Raw genomic sequence first — 15297 nt, forward strand, 5'->3', positions numbered from 1 at the left:
TGCTCTCACGAAATCCCGGCCTGTTGCCCGTTGCAGTGATATTTGCTCGGCCCACACCATGCAGAGCTTGGGCGGCCGAGCCACGTTTCAAACCAGCTCCAGCCGCAGTGACCGCCCGACCATGCGGGCCGCGCGCTGAAGCGTGGCCAGCGTGACGTTGCCGTCCTTTGGATCGAGCAGGCGCCCGATCTGGCTGCGCGACGTCTTCATGCGCTGGGCCAGATTGTTGCGGGATATGTTGTTTTCCTTCATCGCCTGCTCGATCTGCCACGCAAGGACCTCTTTGACTGCGATGGCTTCGAACTCCTCTCGATTGCCGTCCTCGACGAGGAAGTCATCGAGCGTGGTGAGCCGGGCCAGGGAGCGGACTGCTTTCTTCTTTTTCGCCACTGCTTTTTTGACCATGCCGGTCTCCTCATTTCTCGAATTCGCGGTTTCTGCGGTGCGCCAGCGCCAGATCATCGGGCGGCGTCTTCTGGGTCTTCTTGATGAAGCCGTGAAGGACCAGAATGCGGCTCCGCTGCACGCTGAACAGGACGCGCGTGATCCGGTTGCTCGGCAGCGACGTGCGCACCTCCCACAAGCCGTCGCCCAGTGGGCGGCAGAGCGGCATGCCTACCGGCCAGCGGTATTGAACGCGCATGAGGTCGAGGCCAACGGCTTGACGGTCGGTTTCGTCCAGGCTCCGCAGCCAATCCCGCACAATCTCGGTCCCGCCCTGCGTGCGGTAAAACACGACTTGTATCTTGCGGGGACGATTATCTGGCATGCTGCGCCATATGACGATCGTGTACCATATAATGTACAGTCACGCAATGGCAATCCAACTCGTCCCCTCGGAGCAGATCGACGCAACGCGACGCGCGAGCGTCCGCTTTTCACCGAGCGGCGGTGCTTCCACCGAATGACCCTCCCCCCTGTAACCCGAGTTCAGCTGCCCGAGAGTCCGAGGTGTCGGGGAAATCAGCCCTGTCCCGTAGCCGCCGCATAACTTGGATGACAAGCGGCGGCACCATTTGAAATTCGCACGATCTCCCGCGTCATTCCTGATCCGATCTGCTGCATCGTGATCGACGCCCTCTTGTGGGTCCCTCGCACTGGCCCACCTCCGTATCCGGGAAACGATGGCGTTGCAGGCCTCAAAAGCCGGGAGATAAGTCGATGACATCACAGGCCGATGAGACCGCGCCGTCCACGCGCATGGCAGACGTTCCGTATGATCAGCGGGCCAAGATCACCATCGAGCGCAAAGGCCAGATCGTGTTGATTGGCATCAACCGGCCCACCATCGACAACCGGCTGGACCCGGAGGCGACGGAGAGCCTGGCGCGAGCCTATTACGACTACGACCGGGATCCCTCGCTCCGTGCGGCGGTCCTGTTCGGCCATGGCGAGCGCTTCTCCAGAGGTGTCGATGTCGAAGCCTTCAAGGCCTTCGCTCAGTCCGGAAAACAGATGATGGATGGACCCGGCTTCATCGACCCTCTCGGGCGCACCAAGCCGGCGCTCACGAAGCCCCTGATCGTCGCAGTGCATGGCGACACCTGGAATATGGCGCACGAGCTTTTCCTTGTCGCCGACATACGCGTGGCGTCGGAAGACACGGAGTTCGGCCAGGACGAGAACACGCGCGGCCGTTTTCCCGGAGGCGGCGCAACGGTTCGCTTCCCCAGAGAAGCCGGATGGGGAAATGCCATGCGGTTCATTCTCACCGGCGATCATTGGGGAGCGAAGGAAGCCCTGCGAATGGGAATGGTTCAGGACGTGGCCCCGGACCGGGATGCGACGCTCGCGAAGGCCGTCGAGATCGCCAACAAGATCGCCGCATGCGGCCCTCTCGGCATCAAGACGTCGCTGGCCTCCTCCCATATGGGGATCGACGACTCCGAAACGGCGCTGGGCAAGCTCGACGACCAATACCGTGCGCTGTACGCGACTCGGGATTTCCGGGAAGGCCGCGATGCCGAGACAGAAAAACGTCCTCCCATTTACGAGGGACGTTAACGGCAAGCTCGCGGACGGGCGGGGATTTCATCAATTGAGCACCCCGGCATCCTGGTGACGGACAATCGATCAGCCCCCGATCAGCTCGCCGATTTCGCCCGGTCCCCATGCCCGCGGAACGCGCTCTCGTCGATCCGTCACAACAGCGTCGCAAGCACATAAACCAAAACAGCTCCCCCGAGACAGCGCCGCCACGGGTTCACCCCGCGGACAATCTCGTCGAGAGACCAGACGATGAGGCCGCCTTTGAACGCGACGTCCAGGGCCACAGCGGCGGTGCCCGGCGGATGCCAGAGCCAGCGCAGGACACCGGCCACAATGACGACCCACAGCACCAGGTTGGGAGCCTGGGCGATGGTGATTTCACCGGTTTGTCGGTTTCGAAAGAACCACTGCAGGAAACCGGACATGATCGCGCTTGCCTCTCCGACGGCGAAGATACTTGGAAGACAGGGTCACCGTGATGGCCGCGTCTCGCGCCGGCAATTGGGGCGCATCGCGCCCTTCTCGATTTTTCGAAGATGACGGGGACACGGCCGGAGTGGGTCGTGGCGCATTGCGGCTGGTCGGGTCAAGCCGCCGGATCGAAAAAGGGCGCCGTCGCCGGTGCCCTCCATCGCTTGCCGCTCAATACCGGCTGCGCCACGCGTGACGCTGCTGCTGGGGCGCGTACGCCCGCATCGGGTTGATGCCGCAGCCTTCGTTGGTGCCGCTCGCGGAGGCGCGGCATTGCTCAAAAGTGGAGAACTCGCAATTGCCGGGGTAGCCCGATTGGCGGCCTTGCAGGCAATACCTGTCCTGCACCTCGGTTGCAGACGCGGCCGTGGAGGCCGCCGCGAATGTCAGGGTGGAAACGGCCGCAAGAGCCGCAATGGCAAGATGACGATGCATGAAGGGACTCCAATGATCGCGCTCGCTCTGAGCGCCCCGCTGCTGCAACAACGTTTCAGACGGCGAATGGGGGTCGCCCCAGGTCATTAAATCGCTGTCATGTGCGGGGAGATGACGGTGACAGTGCCGGACTGCACCCAATGCCTCCGGTCTCGTGCGTTCGAACAGCCATGAAATCGGGCGCACTGGACCGCAGCAGCCTTTGGAACTCTTCCATGCCGCGCCCGGCGCGCCTTGCTGGCCGCCCTTCGGTGACCTCCGCCGGAGCCTTCGAGCAAGTGTAACCATCTCCCTTATGCTCGGCCGCATCGATCTCGACGTTGCTCCGCCGTCCCTCCACCTTCATTCCGCTGGCTCGCTTCCGCTCTCGCGCTGCCTTCAATTTGGCCACAAGCCGCGCCTTCTCGTACTGGTGAAAGGCGCCCGCTATCTGACGCATCATCGGACGCGACGGATCACTGCTATCGGTCAGGTCGTCGCCATTTGCGGTCAGGACGCGCATGCCGCGATTGATCAACAGGAGATTGCCGAGTTCTTGAGTGATAAGCTCGCGAGCAAACCGGCTGGCATCCTCAACTAGGACGATCCTAACGCCGTTGCCTTCGAGACCGTGCTGTATTGCAGGCCTTTTTGGAACGAGGCGGCACCCGGTCTGACTGGGTGACGTCTTCATCCGGGTAGGATTGCCGCGGGATGTGTTAGTCTCCTTCACCGGACGACGGCGACGGTGCAGGAGAATTTCATGACCAGCGAAAAAGGCCCGAATATCAAGAAGAAGCAGAAATGCAAAAATTGCGAAGGCAAGGGCTTGCTCAAGAAGGGCGACAAGGTGGTGAAGTGCCAGCGCTGCAAAGGCACGGGATTGCGGTGATGCCGGGTTGATGACCCCGGATGTCGGAACCGCGTTGACAGCGCACGCAATGTCCCCGTTTTGCCGCGGCGCGCATCATGAGGGCATCGTCCCCGAGGCTCGTAAGAACTAAATTGTCAGTTCGGCGTTGTCTTCGCACCATAGAGCCGTCTCGCGGAGGCCTGACGATGGACCCAAATGACCGGGTAGCTTTAGTCCTGTCCGCCGTCGCCTTGGCTGTCGCCATTGTCGTTGCATCGACAGCCACATTGGAGCGTGTCAACACGCGTACGGCCAGCAGCGACGCACCTCCCGGAACGGTCGGACTTGCCAGGCCACATCCGCCGCTGGACCGCGCGGCCGGTGAACCGATACAGACGACTGGCACGCCGTCTAACGCGAGCAATCGCCAGCGCCCCTGACCTGACATCGGGGTGCGCTTTCGCGGGTTTGAAGGTTCGTGAATGAATTGCGCGCCGTCACCGCAAGGACGTACAGGGAGGTCCGCTGCTCAGCATACCATCGGGTCATCCCCCTGGTCGCAAACTCCCCCCGGCTGGTCCGCGGGCGCTGGTGCAGGTGTTTTGGCGGCGGGCGCAGCGAACCACCGATCACCCTCGATGCGCGGGATGCTCGCCCGCATGCTCCGTTCGGCGTGTCGCTCACCGGTGCGGTACTCATGCGCCTGGAGCGGCGTGCTGAAAATTGCGGTGACGACCAGTCCGGTCAAGAGCGCCTTGGACAGGACGGACCCGATGGGGTTTCTCAATGGTGTCATCGTGACTGTTCCTTTCGGTTGAGTGATCCCTCGCGAGGCAAGAGATCCGATCCACCTTCCCTGGACGTGCGTTGCCCCGCGTCTATTCCCAACTCACAAAGACGTTTTCGATTGGCCTGAGGCGCGAAGGACGCTTCACGAACACGGGACGAAGTTTTGCAGCGGATTCGATTGTCCGCACCGAACGTGAATTCAAGTTTAGCTGGAGCAGAATGAGGGGTTCCACGACGGCCCCCGCCAGCTTCACGCCAGCTTCACGGCAGAAACTGCCTCCATGGGACGCACCCGTCGCGCTCGGTGCGATCCCACAAGCACGGCTGAACCGGAACTGGCGGTCAGCAAGATATTTTGTTTCCTTCTGGTCAGATCATGAATCGCCAAGAGCGCCGGGCCGCGGCCAAGCAGCAATCCAAAACGGCCGCACCTCAACATTTTCCGCAACATTTCGAGGCCTTGAAACAAGGCAAATCGCTGTTCGATCTCAGCCGCTATGCCGAGGCCCTCGACTGCTTCAACCTGTTCGAGAAGCACAATCCCGGTATCGCGCCCCTGTATCAAACGCGCGGCCTTTGCCTGCAGCGGCTCGGCCGGTTCGCGGAGGCGCAGGCCGATTTCGAGAGGTCCATTGCGCTCAACCCGGGCGAAGCGGAGACGCACAAGAACCTCGGCACGCTTCATTCGCGATTGGGCCGGATGGAGCAGGCCTTTGCGAGCTTCGATCGCGCGCTCGCGTTGCGTCCGAATTTTCCTGCAGCGCTCACCGAAAAGGCGCGGGCGCTGTGGAGCCTGCAATTGCTGGATGAGGCTTTCGCAGCCTTGCACAGATCGCTGGCGCTGGACCCCGGCAACGCGCACACGATCTGGAATCTCGCGGTGCTTCAGATGCTGACCGGGGATTTCGAGCGGGGCTTGCCGGGACGCGAGGCCCGCTGGAAAGCGTCTCTCGGTCTCGTCGATCGCGGTTTTTCGCAAGCGCTCTGGCTCGGCGACCAGCCGATCGCGGGCAAGACCATCCTGCTTCACGCCGACGAGGGATTGGGCGACTCGATTCAGTTTGCGCGCTACGCACCCATGCTGGCCGCACTCGGAGCGCGGGTCATCCTGGAGGTGCCGGCGCCGATCCAGCAGCTGTTGGGTGGCATCGCCGGCGTTGCGGCTTGCACCGGCCGATCGTCGACGCCGTCGCTGGCGTTCGACCTGCACTGTCCGCTTGGAAGCCTGCCGCTGGCGTGCGGGACGCGGCTCGATACCATCCCGTTCGCGGACGCGTATCTTCCCACGCCTCCGGCGGCGCGCGTGACGGCTTGGCAAGACCGGCTTGACGACCGGCTTGGTCCGCGCAACCGCTTCCGCGTCGGTCTCGCCTGGTCGGGCAATCCGGATCACAACAACGATCACAATCGATCGCTGCCCCTGCGCACGCTTGCGCCGTTGCTCGATTGCGACGTCCAGTTCGTCTCCTTGCAGAAAGGCGTCCGTGACCAGGACCGGGGGTTTCTCGGTGAACACCCCGATATCGTCGACCTCTCGGAATATCTCACGGATTTCAGCGAGACGGCGGCGCTGATGTCCTGCCTCGATCTGGTGATCTCGGTCGACACCAGCGTGGTTCACCTCGCTGGCGCACTCGGCGCCCCGGTCTGGACGATGTTGCCGTTCAACCCGGATTGGCGCTGGCTGCTCAACCGCAACGACAGCCCGTGGTATTCGTCCATGAGGTTGTTCAGGCAACCAGAGCGAGGCGACTGGGCGAGCGTCGTCGATCGTGTCCGCCTCGAACTCGGCGGGCTGGTTTCGGCATGGCGGCCGGGAACATTGCAACACCAGAGCAAGGCCCCGGCCACCAAACCACAGGACGCGGTCCTCTCGAATGACCTCGGCAATATGCTCTGGCAACGCAAGCGCACGGACGAGGCTGTGCTGCATTTCCAGCAGGCGCTGCGACTCCATCCTCAATATCTGGAGGCAGCGAACAGCTGCGGAAGACTGCTGTTCAATCTCGGCCGCTATGCGGAGGCCCTCGAATGCCTGGACGTGGCCGAGAAACTGGACCCAAATTCCGCAACCCTGTATCAAATGCGCGGCGAATGCCTCCAGGCGGCGAACCGGTTCGACGAGGCGGAGGCCGACTACGAGAAGTCCATTGCGCTGGACCCCGGCCTGGCCGACGCGCACAACAAGCTCGGCGTGCTTCATGCGAAGCTCGGCCGAATGGAACAGGCACTTGCGTGTTTCGACCGGACGCTTGAACTTCGACCCGATCTTTCCGGGACGCTGTCCAACAAGGCATTGGTCTTGCTGAATCTGCAATTGCTGGATGAAGCTTCAGCGGCCTTTCGCAGATCGCTGACGGTCGACCCGGGCAATGCGCTGGCGACCTTCAATCTGGCGACACTTCAGTTGCTGACCGGAGACTTCGAGCAAGGCTGGCTTGGGCGCGAAGCGCGTTGGAAGCTTCCTGTCGGGTTGCTCGATCGCGGCTTTTCCCAATCCCTTTGGCTTGGTGACCAACCGATCGAAGGCAAGACCATATTGCTTCATGCTGACGAGGGATTAGGCGACGCGATTCAGTTTGCGCGCTATGCCCCCATGGTGGCCGCACTCGGAGCGCGAGTCATCCTGGAGGTCCAGCCTCCGATCCAGCCGCTGCTGGCCGGGGTGTCCGGCCTCGCAAATTGTGTCAGTCGACCGTCTGCGACGTCGCTGGCGTTCGACCTGCACTGTCCTCTCGGAGCTCTGCCATTAGCGTTCAGGACACGGCTCGATACCATCCCGTTCGCGGAAGCGTATCTCCCTGCGCCACCGGTGGCGCGCGTGAAGGCGTGGCAAGATCGGCTTGAAGACCGGCTTGGCGCCCGCAATCGCTTCCGCGTCGGTCTTGTCTGGTCAGGCAATGCAGCTCACAGGAATGATCAGGATCGATCGATCGCACTGCACATGCTTGCTCCCCTCCTGGATTGCGATGTGCAGTTCATAAGCTTGCAAAAGGACGTCCGGGATCGGGACCGGGCCTTGCTCGGCGAACGTCCTGATATCGTCGACCTCTCGGACCATCTCACGGATTTCAGCGACACGGCGGCGCTGATGTCCTGTCTCGATCTGGTGATCTCGGTCGACACCAGCGTCGTTCACCTCGCCGGCGGGCTCGGCACTCCGGTCTGGACGATGGTGCCCTTCAACCCGGACTGGCGCTGGCTGCTCAACCGCGACGACACCCCATGGTATCGGTCGATGCGGCTGTTCAGGCAGCCGAAGCCAGGCGACTGGGCCAGCGTCGTGGACCACGTTCGCCTTGAACTCGAGGGCCTGGCGTCCGCGTGGCGGCCAAGGCAGGAGCCGGCCTTGCGTCTGCCCGCCGAGGCGACACCCCGCAACACTCTCGCGCGCAGCCCGCCGATCCCTCCAGCATTCTCCTAACCCTCGACCCGATACAGCCGCCACCGCGCCGGCACGCCCTTGAGCTGGTGGCTGCCGTGATCCCTGAGGCGGATCTGGGATTGCGCCGCAAGCAGATCCTTCACCGCGCTCGACACCAGAACTTCGCCGGCACGCGCTTTGGCGGCGATGCGGGTACCGATATGGAAGGCAAGACCGACCATCTCGCCGCCGCTCATCGTGTACTCGCCCGCGTGCAGGCCAACCCTGATATCGAGCCCGAGCGTGCGCACCGCCTTCTGGATCGCGGTCGCGCAATTGATGCCGGCCGCCGGCGCCTTGAAGGTCGCCAGCACGCCGTCGCCCGTCGTCACGACTTCCTTGCCGCGCGAAGACTTCAGCTCTTTGCGCACCGCCGCGTAATAGAGGCTCACGACCTTCGTCCAGCGCGCATCGCCGAGCTTCGCGGCCTTTGCCGTGGAGCCGACGATGTCGACGATCAGGATCGTGGCGACTGCTTGCTTGAGGTCGGCACTGCCGCTGGCGGATTTGCGTTGGGTCGCAATCGCTCCGGTGAGCGGTTCATAGTCATGGCTGCGGCGCCGGGTGATCGCGGATTTCGTGTAGTCCTGGGCGCGCTGCGCCGTGCCGCAACGGATCGTTTTCTCCTGCGGCAGACGCGTCCAGTAAACCTTGCGTCCCTTTCCCGCGCCCTGCACCTCCACGGCGCCCCACTTCAGGAATACCGCCGAGCCGACCCGCCGCACGCACCATGCCTTGGACGTGTATCCTGATACGTTCGACTGATGCAGGCCGATGCGAAGGAATTTGGGCATGAATGTGCGGCCAATCGCTGGACCATTTTGGCGGACCTGAGACGGAGCGTAGTTGGACGTTCGCGGGTTGGCAACAGCGCGCGAAGATTGGCCAGTTCGGTCTCAAACCCGCTTCACGAGACGCCCGAGTTCTTCGGTGAATCGCCCGATATCGTCGTCCGACGAGTAGACATGAGGCGCCACACGCACGATCCTCTCGAGGCCCCGCGCTTCGAGCTCCCATCGGGCATAGTCGAGGCCCACGGACGCAATCGCGATGCCGCGCATTGTCATCTCTCCCACAATGTCGTCCGCGGGCACAAACGCATGTTGGAAGGTCAGGAATGCCGCGCCGGCCTCCTCGTCCTCGAACACCGTGAGACCGGGGACACCGCGCAGGTTCGCGCCCAGACGGCGCAGCTTTTCGGTGATGTGGACGCGGACATTCGCAAGGCCGATACGATCGAGCTCCTGAAAAGAGGCCCGCAAGCCAAGACGACCGGCAGCGGAAAACTCCCACGCCTCGAAGCGTCGCGCATCCTCCCGCGACAGGAAGCCGTCATCCGGACACCATGTGCCGGCGCTTTGGTCGACGATGATCGGCTGGGCCAGACGGCGCAGCGCCCGATCCGACAGCGCCATCATGGCCTGCCCACGGCCACCCCGGAGCCACTTCCGGCCCGGCGCGACCATGATGTCGGCAGAGGCCCCCGGCAGCGTCAACTCGAACTGACCGATGGCTTGCGCGCCATCGACGAAATAAAGGCAGGTATCCGGTCGTGAAAGGGCACCAAGCGCCTCGACCGGCTGGCGCATTCCGGAACTGCTGGCAACGGCCGATACACAGATCGCAACCGTACGCTCATCGACCAGTGCGGCGGCTTGCTCGATGTTGATCCGCCCCGCCCCGGTCATGGGCAGTCTGACCACCTCCGCCCCGACTGCCGCCGCACGCCGCACGGCATTCAGAATATTCCCGCCCCAGTCGTTCCGTGCGATCAGGATGCGATCGCCGCGTCCGAGCGGCATCGATGCAAAAGCAAGCGCCCAGAGCCGGCTCGCCTGCTCGCCGAAAGCAAGATGGGTCGGGGCGACGCCCATCAGGCGGGCCGCCACGATACGCGTCTCTTCAATGGCGTCGCTCGCATCGGCCGCCGCCCAATGCACGCCGCGTCGGGCCTCGATATCGAGGTGGGATTTGATGGCCGCGACCACGCTCTCGGGCATCAGACCGGCACCCGCGGCATTCAAATGCGTAAAGGCTCCTCCCCCACCCGTTGCCGCAGGTGAATGTCGCAGCGACTCCCGGGCGATCATTATCCGGCCCGGATTGCCGCAATGATGTCGATCTCGACCGGGGCGCCGCGCGGAAGCTCGGCCACGCCGACCGACGTTCGCGCATGCCGGCCCCTACTGCCGAGATGCGCGACGAAGACTTCCGAGGCGCCGTTCATGACCTGCGACTGCTGTGCGAATCCGGGCGCGGACGCGACGTAGCCGGTGATCCGGAGAATCTGCTCGACCCGGTCGAGCCCACCGACGGCTTCCGCAAGCGCAGCGAGGCACAGTTCGGCGCAGACGGCGGCGGCACGCTGCGCCGTCGCGAGATCGATCTCGGCCCCCACCTTGCCCTTGAAGAGGAGTTCATCGCCGCGCCGCGGCAATTGCCCGCTAACATAGGCAACTCCGCCGTGAACGACGACCGGCACGTAGTCGCCGCCCGGCGCATTGGTCTTTGGAAGATGAGTATTCATGGTCGTCTCTTTCAGTGATTTGGGATCTTCGACAGAAATTACTTGGCCTGCGCAGAGGTCACAACCCCGATGGCCCTGCCACTCGTCATGCGGTGGCCATCCGCCGTTGAAGCCGCTTCACCACGCGAGATGCCGAGAAGCAGATCGCGAAATAGACGAGGGCCGCAAACAGGTAGAATTCGATCAAGCGCGCCTCCCGATTGGCGACGATGCCAATCGACGTCATGAAGTCGTGAAGACCGATGACATAGACCAGCGAGCTATCCTGGAACAGGGCAATGCTTTGCGTGAGCAGGATGGGCGTCATGCGGCGCAACGCTTGCGGCAGGACCACGTAGCGATAGGCCTGCATCCGGCTCATGCCGATCGCCAGCGCTGCGGCCATCTGTCCCCGGGAGATGCCGTTGATGCCGGCACGCATGATCTCGGAATAATAGGCCGCCTCGAACAGAGTGAATGCGATGAGCGCGGACGTGAACGCCCCGACCGGCCGCCCGATGAACAGCGGCACCAGCAGATAGAACCAGAAGATCACCATGATCAGCGGGACAGAACGCAAGCCGTTGACATAACCGGCAGCGACCACGGCGACTGGCCGCGGCGCCGACAGGCGCACGACAGCGATCATCGTCCCGAGCAGGATGCCGCCCGCCATCGCCAGCGCCACCAGGACAAAACTGGTCTGCAATCCCTGCCAAAGGAATGGCCAGGCGTGAACCACGGCGCTCCAATCGAGGTTTCGCATGGTCAGCCGCGCCCCAGCGTCCCGGGGATCGCGACCCGCCTTTCGACGACGCGCATCCCGACAATCACGCAGAGCGTCAGCATGACATAGATGACGGTCGCGGCCGTCAACGCCTCGATCCCCTGGAACGTAGCGGCCTCGATCTGGCGGCTCTGGCCGGTCAGCTCCAAAACCCCCACAGTCAATGCGAGCGACGAATTCTTGATGATGTTGAGGGCTTCCGACGTCAATGGCGGCAGCACGTTACGCGCGGCAAGGGGCAGGAGAATGTAGCGATAGGTCTGCGCGATGGTGAAGCCCATGGCCGCCGCCGCCATACGTTGCCCGACGCCGATCGATTCAATCCCGGCCCGGACCTGCTCGGCAATGCGCGCAGCGGTGAAGCAGCCAAGTCCGGCCACGGAGAACCAGTATTCGGGCATCGGCAGGTCGCGCTTGACCCATCGTCCGAAGCCGGCAGGTAGCAGCTCGGGCAGCACGAAGTACCAGAGGAACAATTGGAGCAGCAGAGGGATGTTGCGGAACACATCCACATAGGCCGAGGCGACGGTGCGGCAAATCCGGCTCGGCAGCGTGCTCAGCACACCAACAGCGCAGCCGATCGCGAGCGCGATGATCCATGCCGCTCCGGCAACGAGAAGTGTCCATTTCACGCCGCCGAGGAGCCACCCGAAATAAGGCTCGACGAACAGGACGTTCCAGTTCCACCGGTATTGCATCGCATGCCTGCCTGGAACGTCAGCGCGGCAGGGCCTGAACCCGGAAGGCGGCCAGCAGCTCGCCCTCGATTTTCAGGCCGAGCGGGTCGAACCATTTGGCGTAGATCTTCTCGGCCTCTTCCGTCCGGAAGGCGTCGGCAAAAGCCGCCCGCACCAGCAACGCGAAATCCTGGTCGCCGCGCTGCATCATCGCGCTGTAGGGGTCGTAGGTGAGCAGCCGACCGACGACCGCAAGCGAGCCTGCCGGTCTCGCCTTGGTGGCGGCGTAGACCTTGATCTGCACGCCGTCGGCGACGAACGCGTCGACACGGTCGTTCTCGACCAGCAGCGCGCCCTCGGGGAGATCTTTCACATAGACAAGCTGGACACCGAGCGCCTTCTCTTCATTGAGCTTGCGGACCGCAGCCTCGTTCGACGAGCCTTGGAGCGCGGCAACGCGCCGGCCCTTGAGGTCCTCGATTTCCCTGATCGTCGATACTGCTTTCACGAGCAACTGCGTACCGGTGACGTAGTAGATCGGTGAGAACTCGACCTGCTCCTGACGCGTCAGAAAATTCGACGTGGTACCACATTCGAGGTCAACCGTTCCGTTGGCCACCAGCGGAATCCGGTTGGTCACGTTGATCGGCGTGAACGTCACCTTGAGATCCGGCTTGCTCAGCCGCTGCCTGACGGCTTCGACCACCTTCATGCAGAGATCGACGGAATAGCCTTCCACCTTCTGCTCATCGTTGATGTAGGAGAACGGCACTGAGGCCTCGCGATGGCCGATATTGATCGCGCCGCGCTCCAGGATACGTTTGAGAATGATGCTATTGCCGGGCCCGAGCTGAGCGGGGAGCGGCTCTGCGGAGGCGACCGCGACCAAGCTTGCCATCATCGCGATCGATGCCAGTTTCATGATGCCGAATTTGCCCAGTCTCATCGGATGTCCCTTCCTGACGCTCAGCCCGCCAGCACGCTACTTTGCGGATACCTGATATTTCCAATGCGAATGCGCGCGGATGTGATGCGGAATTTGCATCGGCTGATCGGAAAAAACCGGCTATCGTGCTCGCCACGAGAGATCGCGGGGAAGGCCACCATTATGCTCGATATCCGCTGGCTTGAAGATCTGGCCGCCGTCGCGGAGACCAAGAACCTGACGCGTGCCGCCGAGTTGCGGAATGTCAGCCAATCCGGCCTGAGCCGCCGGCTGCAATCGCTCGAAAACTGGGCCGGCTCGGCATTGCTCGACCGCCGCAAATCCCCCATCGCGCTGACCGATGCCGGAGCGCAATTGTTGGCCACGTCAAACGACGTGATCGGACGACTCAATGCCGTCAGGCGCGCCCTGCGTGAAGATCAGGATCAGGCAGCGCGGAGCGTGCGCTTCGCCGCCCCTCACCTCCTGTCCGTGACGTTCTTTCCAAAGTGGCTGCCACAGATCCAGGCGACAATCGGATCGACGCGGCTGACGATCCTGTCCGACAACCTTCCGGGATGTTGCGACGCCTTCGACGACGGCGCTGTCGATTTCGTCGTCTGTTACATGGATCAGGGCAACCGGCTGAATTCGGCCGGCGGAAAGACGCTGTCGATCTCGACCTGTCAGTGGCTGACCATTGGGCGGGAGAAGCTCGTGCCACTGTCGGCCGTCGACAGCGACAACCAGCCCCTGCATGATCTGGCGCCGGGGCCGCGGCGGTCGATTTCCTATCTCGGTTACAGCAGCGAATGCTCACTCGGCTGGGCCATCGACCAGAAGCTCGCCGATGCAACAGGCCTGCCCCAGCTCAATCGCATCTATGAAAACTCGCTGGCCGACGGGCTGCGATCGATGGCCTTGTCCGGGCTCGGCGTCGCGTGGCTGCCACTGACCACGACCCATCAGGACATCCTCCGCGGCCGTCTCGTCCGCACCGGTTTGCCTGACCTGGATGTCGATCTCGACATCCGGATCTATCGCCCGCAGCGGCGCCTCAGCCGGCGCGCGGAAGATCTTTGGTCACATCTGGTCACAGCCCGCTCGGTCGTCGAACTCCCGGAGCTTGCAGCAGCGGTTCACAGGGGACGAGCATAAAGCATGATCCGGAAACGTGCGCCGCGGTTTTCCAAAACGATCATGTCCCGGCGCCAGGCTGAAACGCGAACAGCTCGATCGGATCGCTGAAGCCGCGCACCTCGTATTTGCCGACGTGCTCCAGCTCGAACTTCGGCGTGACCTGCTCCGCAAAGTCGCGCGACAACAGCACCGGCCGGCCGACCTGCTTGGTGAGCGCCTCGAGGCGGGAGGCCATGTTGACGGCGGGGCCGATCACCGTGAAGTCGAGCCGGCTCGATGATCCGATATTGCCGTACATGACGTCGCCGACATGGACGCCGATGCCGTAATTCAGCGGCGCGCGGCCGGTGCCATTGTTTCGCGCGTTCAGCGCGGCCATCGCCACGCGGGCCTCGGTCACGGCATGCAGCAGGTTGGCGCAAGCCTCGGGCTGGCTCAGCGGAAAGATCGCGAGCAGGCCGTCGCCGATGAATTTCAGGATCTCGCCGCCGTGCCGCGCGATCGGCTCGGACATCGCATCGAAATAGTCGTTAAGAAGATCGATGACGTCGTCGCGCGGCCAGTTGTCGGAGATCTTCGTGAAATCGCGCAGATCGCAGATCATGATCGCCGCGCGCACCGTCGTGCCGGTGCCGCGCCTGGTGGCGCCGGCCAGGATCAGCTCGCCGGCATGGGCGCCGACATAGGTCTCGAGCAGGGTTCGTGCCAGCCGGTTCTTGACGCGGATTTCGCTGACCAGCGCCAAGACCGGCAAGACATTCCTGAGAGCGGCAATGTGAGCGTCGTCGAAACCGCCGGGCCGGTCAGTCGCAAAAGTGATGAGATGGCGCTTGCCGAGGGTGTGGTAGAGCGGCCAGGCCACATAGTCGGTCAGGCCTTTCGCGCGCATCTCGTCATAGAGAGCGTGCTGGCGGCCGAGCGACGGATCGCGTTCGAGATTCTCGCGCACCTCGGTGGTACCGTCCTGCATCTCGTTGGCGGCACTGCCGATATACTCGGAGCGCTCGCGCACGTCGTAATCGACCCGCGCGATCTCGGCCTCGCGCATGCCGTCGGACCACATGAAGCGGGCGCCAAGCCATTGCGGATGCTGGATCAGGACGTGAACCGTCGACCGCTTGAGCGGAATGCCCGCCTGCTGGAGCCGGTTGCACATCTCGGCAAAAATGTTGTCGATAAAGCGCTCGTCGCGCGTACCGTTGATCAGCCAGTGGACGACGCCGTCGGACAGCGTGGCGGAGGGAATTTTGTCTGGCGCGTTCATGATCTGCTCTGGGCGGCGGTCTGCATCAGGGCAGATATCGTGCTCCGCGCCCGCCGCG

At 63.2% G+C, this 15297-nt stretch carries 16 protein-coding genes; 5 read left to right on the forward strand and 11 right to left on the reverse strand.

What is annotated here, in order from left to right; translation table 11 throughout:
* Positions 1-87: 87 nt before the first annotated feature.
* Positions 88-462 carry a helix-turn-helix domain-containing protein gene (locus IVB29_RS36720; RefSeq protein ID WP_346731331.1) on the reverse strand — a complete coding sequence of 125 codons (375 nt, stop codon included), beginning with the start codon at positions 460-462 and terminating at the stop codon, positions 88-90.
* On the reverse strand, positions 416-736 hold the full coding sequence (locus tag IVB29_RS36725; RefSeq protein WP_247508308.1) for a type II toxin-antitoxin system RelE/ParE family toxin: 321 nt from the start codon (positions 734-736) through the stop codon (positions 416-418). The genes IVB29_RS36720 and IVB29_RS36725 overlap by 47 nt, the downstream gene beginning before the upstream one ends.
* A 425-nt stretch (positions 737-1161) precedes the next feature.
* On the opposite strand from IVB29_RS36725, the gene IVB29_RS36730 reads away from it, so the two are divergent.
* Positions 1162-2004: an enoyl-CoA hydratase-related protein gene (locus IVB29_RS36730; protein ID WP_247508309.1), complete on the forward strand. Its 843-nt coding sequence runs from the start codon at positions 1162-1164 to the stop codon at positions 2002-2004.
* A gap of 137 nt (positions 2005-2141) precedes the next feature.
* Here the strand turns inward: IVB29_RS36730 and IVB29_RS36735 are convergent, their stop codons facing one another.
* The gene (locus IVB29_RS36735; protein WP_247508310.1) at positions 2142-2414 is read right to left on the reverse strand and encodes a hypothetical protein; all 273 of its coding nucleotides are present in this window, start codon (positions 2412-2414) and stop codon (positions 2142-2144) included.
* 217 nt (positions 2415-2631) lie between these two features.
* Entirely contained in the window at positions 2632-2895 is a 264-nt protein-coding gene (locus IVB29_RS36740; RefSeq protein WP_247508381.1) for a DUF3551 domain-containing protein, read from the reverse strand.
* 295 nt (positions 2896-3190) lie between these two features.
* Here IVB29_RS36740 and IVB29_RS36745 point away from each other — a divergent pair, with 295 nt between their 5' ends.
* The 3 genes from IVB29_RS36745 to IVB29_RS36750 all read left to right on the forward strand — a co-directional run bounded on the left by IVB29_RS36745 (position 3191) and on the right by IVB29_RS36750 (position 7940).
* Positions 3191-3475: a hypothetical protein gene (locus IVB29_RS36745; protein WP_247508311.1), complete on the forward strand. Its 285-nt coding sequence runs from the start codon at positions 3191-3193 to the stop codon at positions 3473-3475.
* Between the two features lie 162 nt (positions 3476-3637).
* The gene (locus IVB29_RS38470) at positions 3638-3766 is read left to right on the forward strand and encodes a hypothetical protein (RefSeq protein ID WP_256466938.1); all 129 of its coding nucleotides are present in this window, start codon (positions 3638-3640) and stop codon (positions 3764-3766) included.
* A 1126-nt stretch (positions 3767-4892) separates the two neighbouring features.
* On the forward strand, positions 4893-7940 hold the full coding sequence (locus IVB29_RS36750) for a tetratricopeptide repeat protein (RefSeq protein WP_247508312.1): 3048 nt from the start codon (positions 4893-4895) through the stop codon (positions 7938-7940).
* Here IVB29_RS36750 and IVB29_RS36755 read toward each other — a convergent pair.
* The 6 genes from IVB29_RS36755 to IVB29_RS36780 all read right to left on the reverse strand — a co-directional run bounded on the left by IVB29_RS36755 (position 7937) and on the right by IVB29_RS36780 (position 12856).
* On the reverse strand, positions 7937-8734 hold the full coding sequence (locus tag IVB29_RS36755) for an adenylate/guanylate cyclase domain-containing protein (RefSeq protein WP_247508313.1): 798 nt from the start codon (positions 8732-8734) through the stop codon (positions 7937-7939). The genes IVB29_RS36750 and IVB29_RS36755 overlap by 4 nt on opposite strands.
* A 102-nt stretch (positions 8735-8836) precedes the next feature.
* Entirely contained in the window at positions 8837-10030 is a 1194-nt protein-coding gene (locus IVB29_RS36760) for an aminotransferase class V-fold PLP-dependent enzyme (protein WP_256466939.1), read from the reverse strand.
* Positions 10030-10467, reverse strand: a complete 438-nt coding sequence (locus IVB29_RS36765; protein WP_247508315.1) for a RidA family protein — start codon at positions 10465-10467, stop codon at positions 10030-10032. Before IVB29_RS36765 ends, IVB29_RS36760 begins: the two co-directional genes overlap by 1 nt.
* 85 nt (positions 10468-10552) lie before the next feature.
* Complete coding sequence (locus IVB29_RS36770) at positions 10553-11212, reverse strand: amino acid ABC transporter permease (protein WP_247508316.1); 660 nt, start codon at positions 11210-11212, stop codon at positions 10553-10555.
* Positions 11213-11214: 2 nt separating this feature from the next.
* Positions 11215-11931, reverse strand: coding sequence for an amino acid ABC transporter permease (locus IVB29_RS36775; RefSeq protein ID WP_247508317.1), 717 nt, complete (start codon positions 11929-11931; stop codon positions 11215-11217).
* Positions 11932-11950: 19 nt separating this feature from the next.
* Complete coding sequence (locus tag IVB29_RS36780; RefSeq protein ID WP_247508318.1) at positions 11951-12856, reverse strand: amino acid ABC transporter substrate-binding protein; 906 nt, start codon at positions 12854-12856, stop codon at positions 11951-11953.
* A 162-nt stretch (positions 12857-13018) separates the two neighbouring features.
* Here IVB29_RS36780 and IVB29_RS36785 point away from each other — a divergent pair, with 162 nt between their 5' ends.
* Entirely contained in the window at positions 13019-13993 is a 975-nt protein-coding gene (locus IVB29_RS36785; RefSeq protein WP_247508319.1) for a LysR substrate-binding domain-containing protein, read from the forward strand.
* 40 nt (positions 13994-14033) lie between these two features.
* On the opposite strand, the gene IVB29_RS36790 is transcribed toward IVB29_RS36785, so the two are convergent.
* A complete protein-coding gene (locus tag IVB29_RS36790; RefSeq protein ID WP_247508320.1) occupies positions 14034-15239 on the reverse strand; it encodes an adenylate/guanylate cyclase domain-containing protein in 1206 nt (401 codons plus the stop codon).
* Positions 15240-15297: the final 58 nt, after the last annotated feature.

The sequence above is a fragment of the Bradyrhizobium sp. 1 genome (assembly GCF_023073315.1).
Lineage (GTDB): Bacteria > Pseudomonadota > Alphaproteobacteria > Rhizobiales > Xanthobacteraceae > Bradyrhizobium.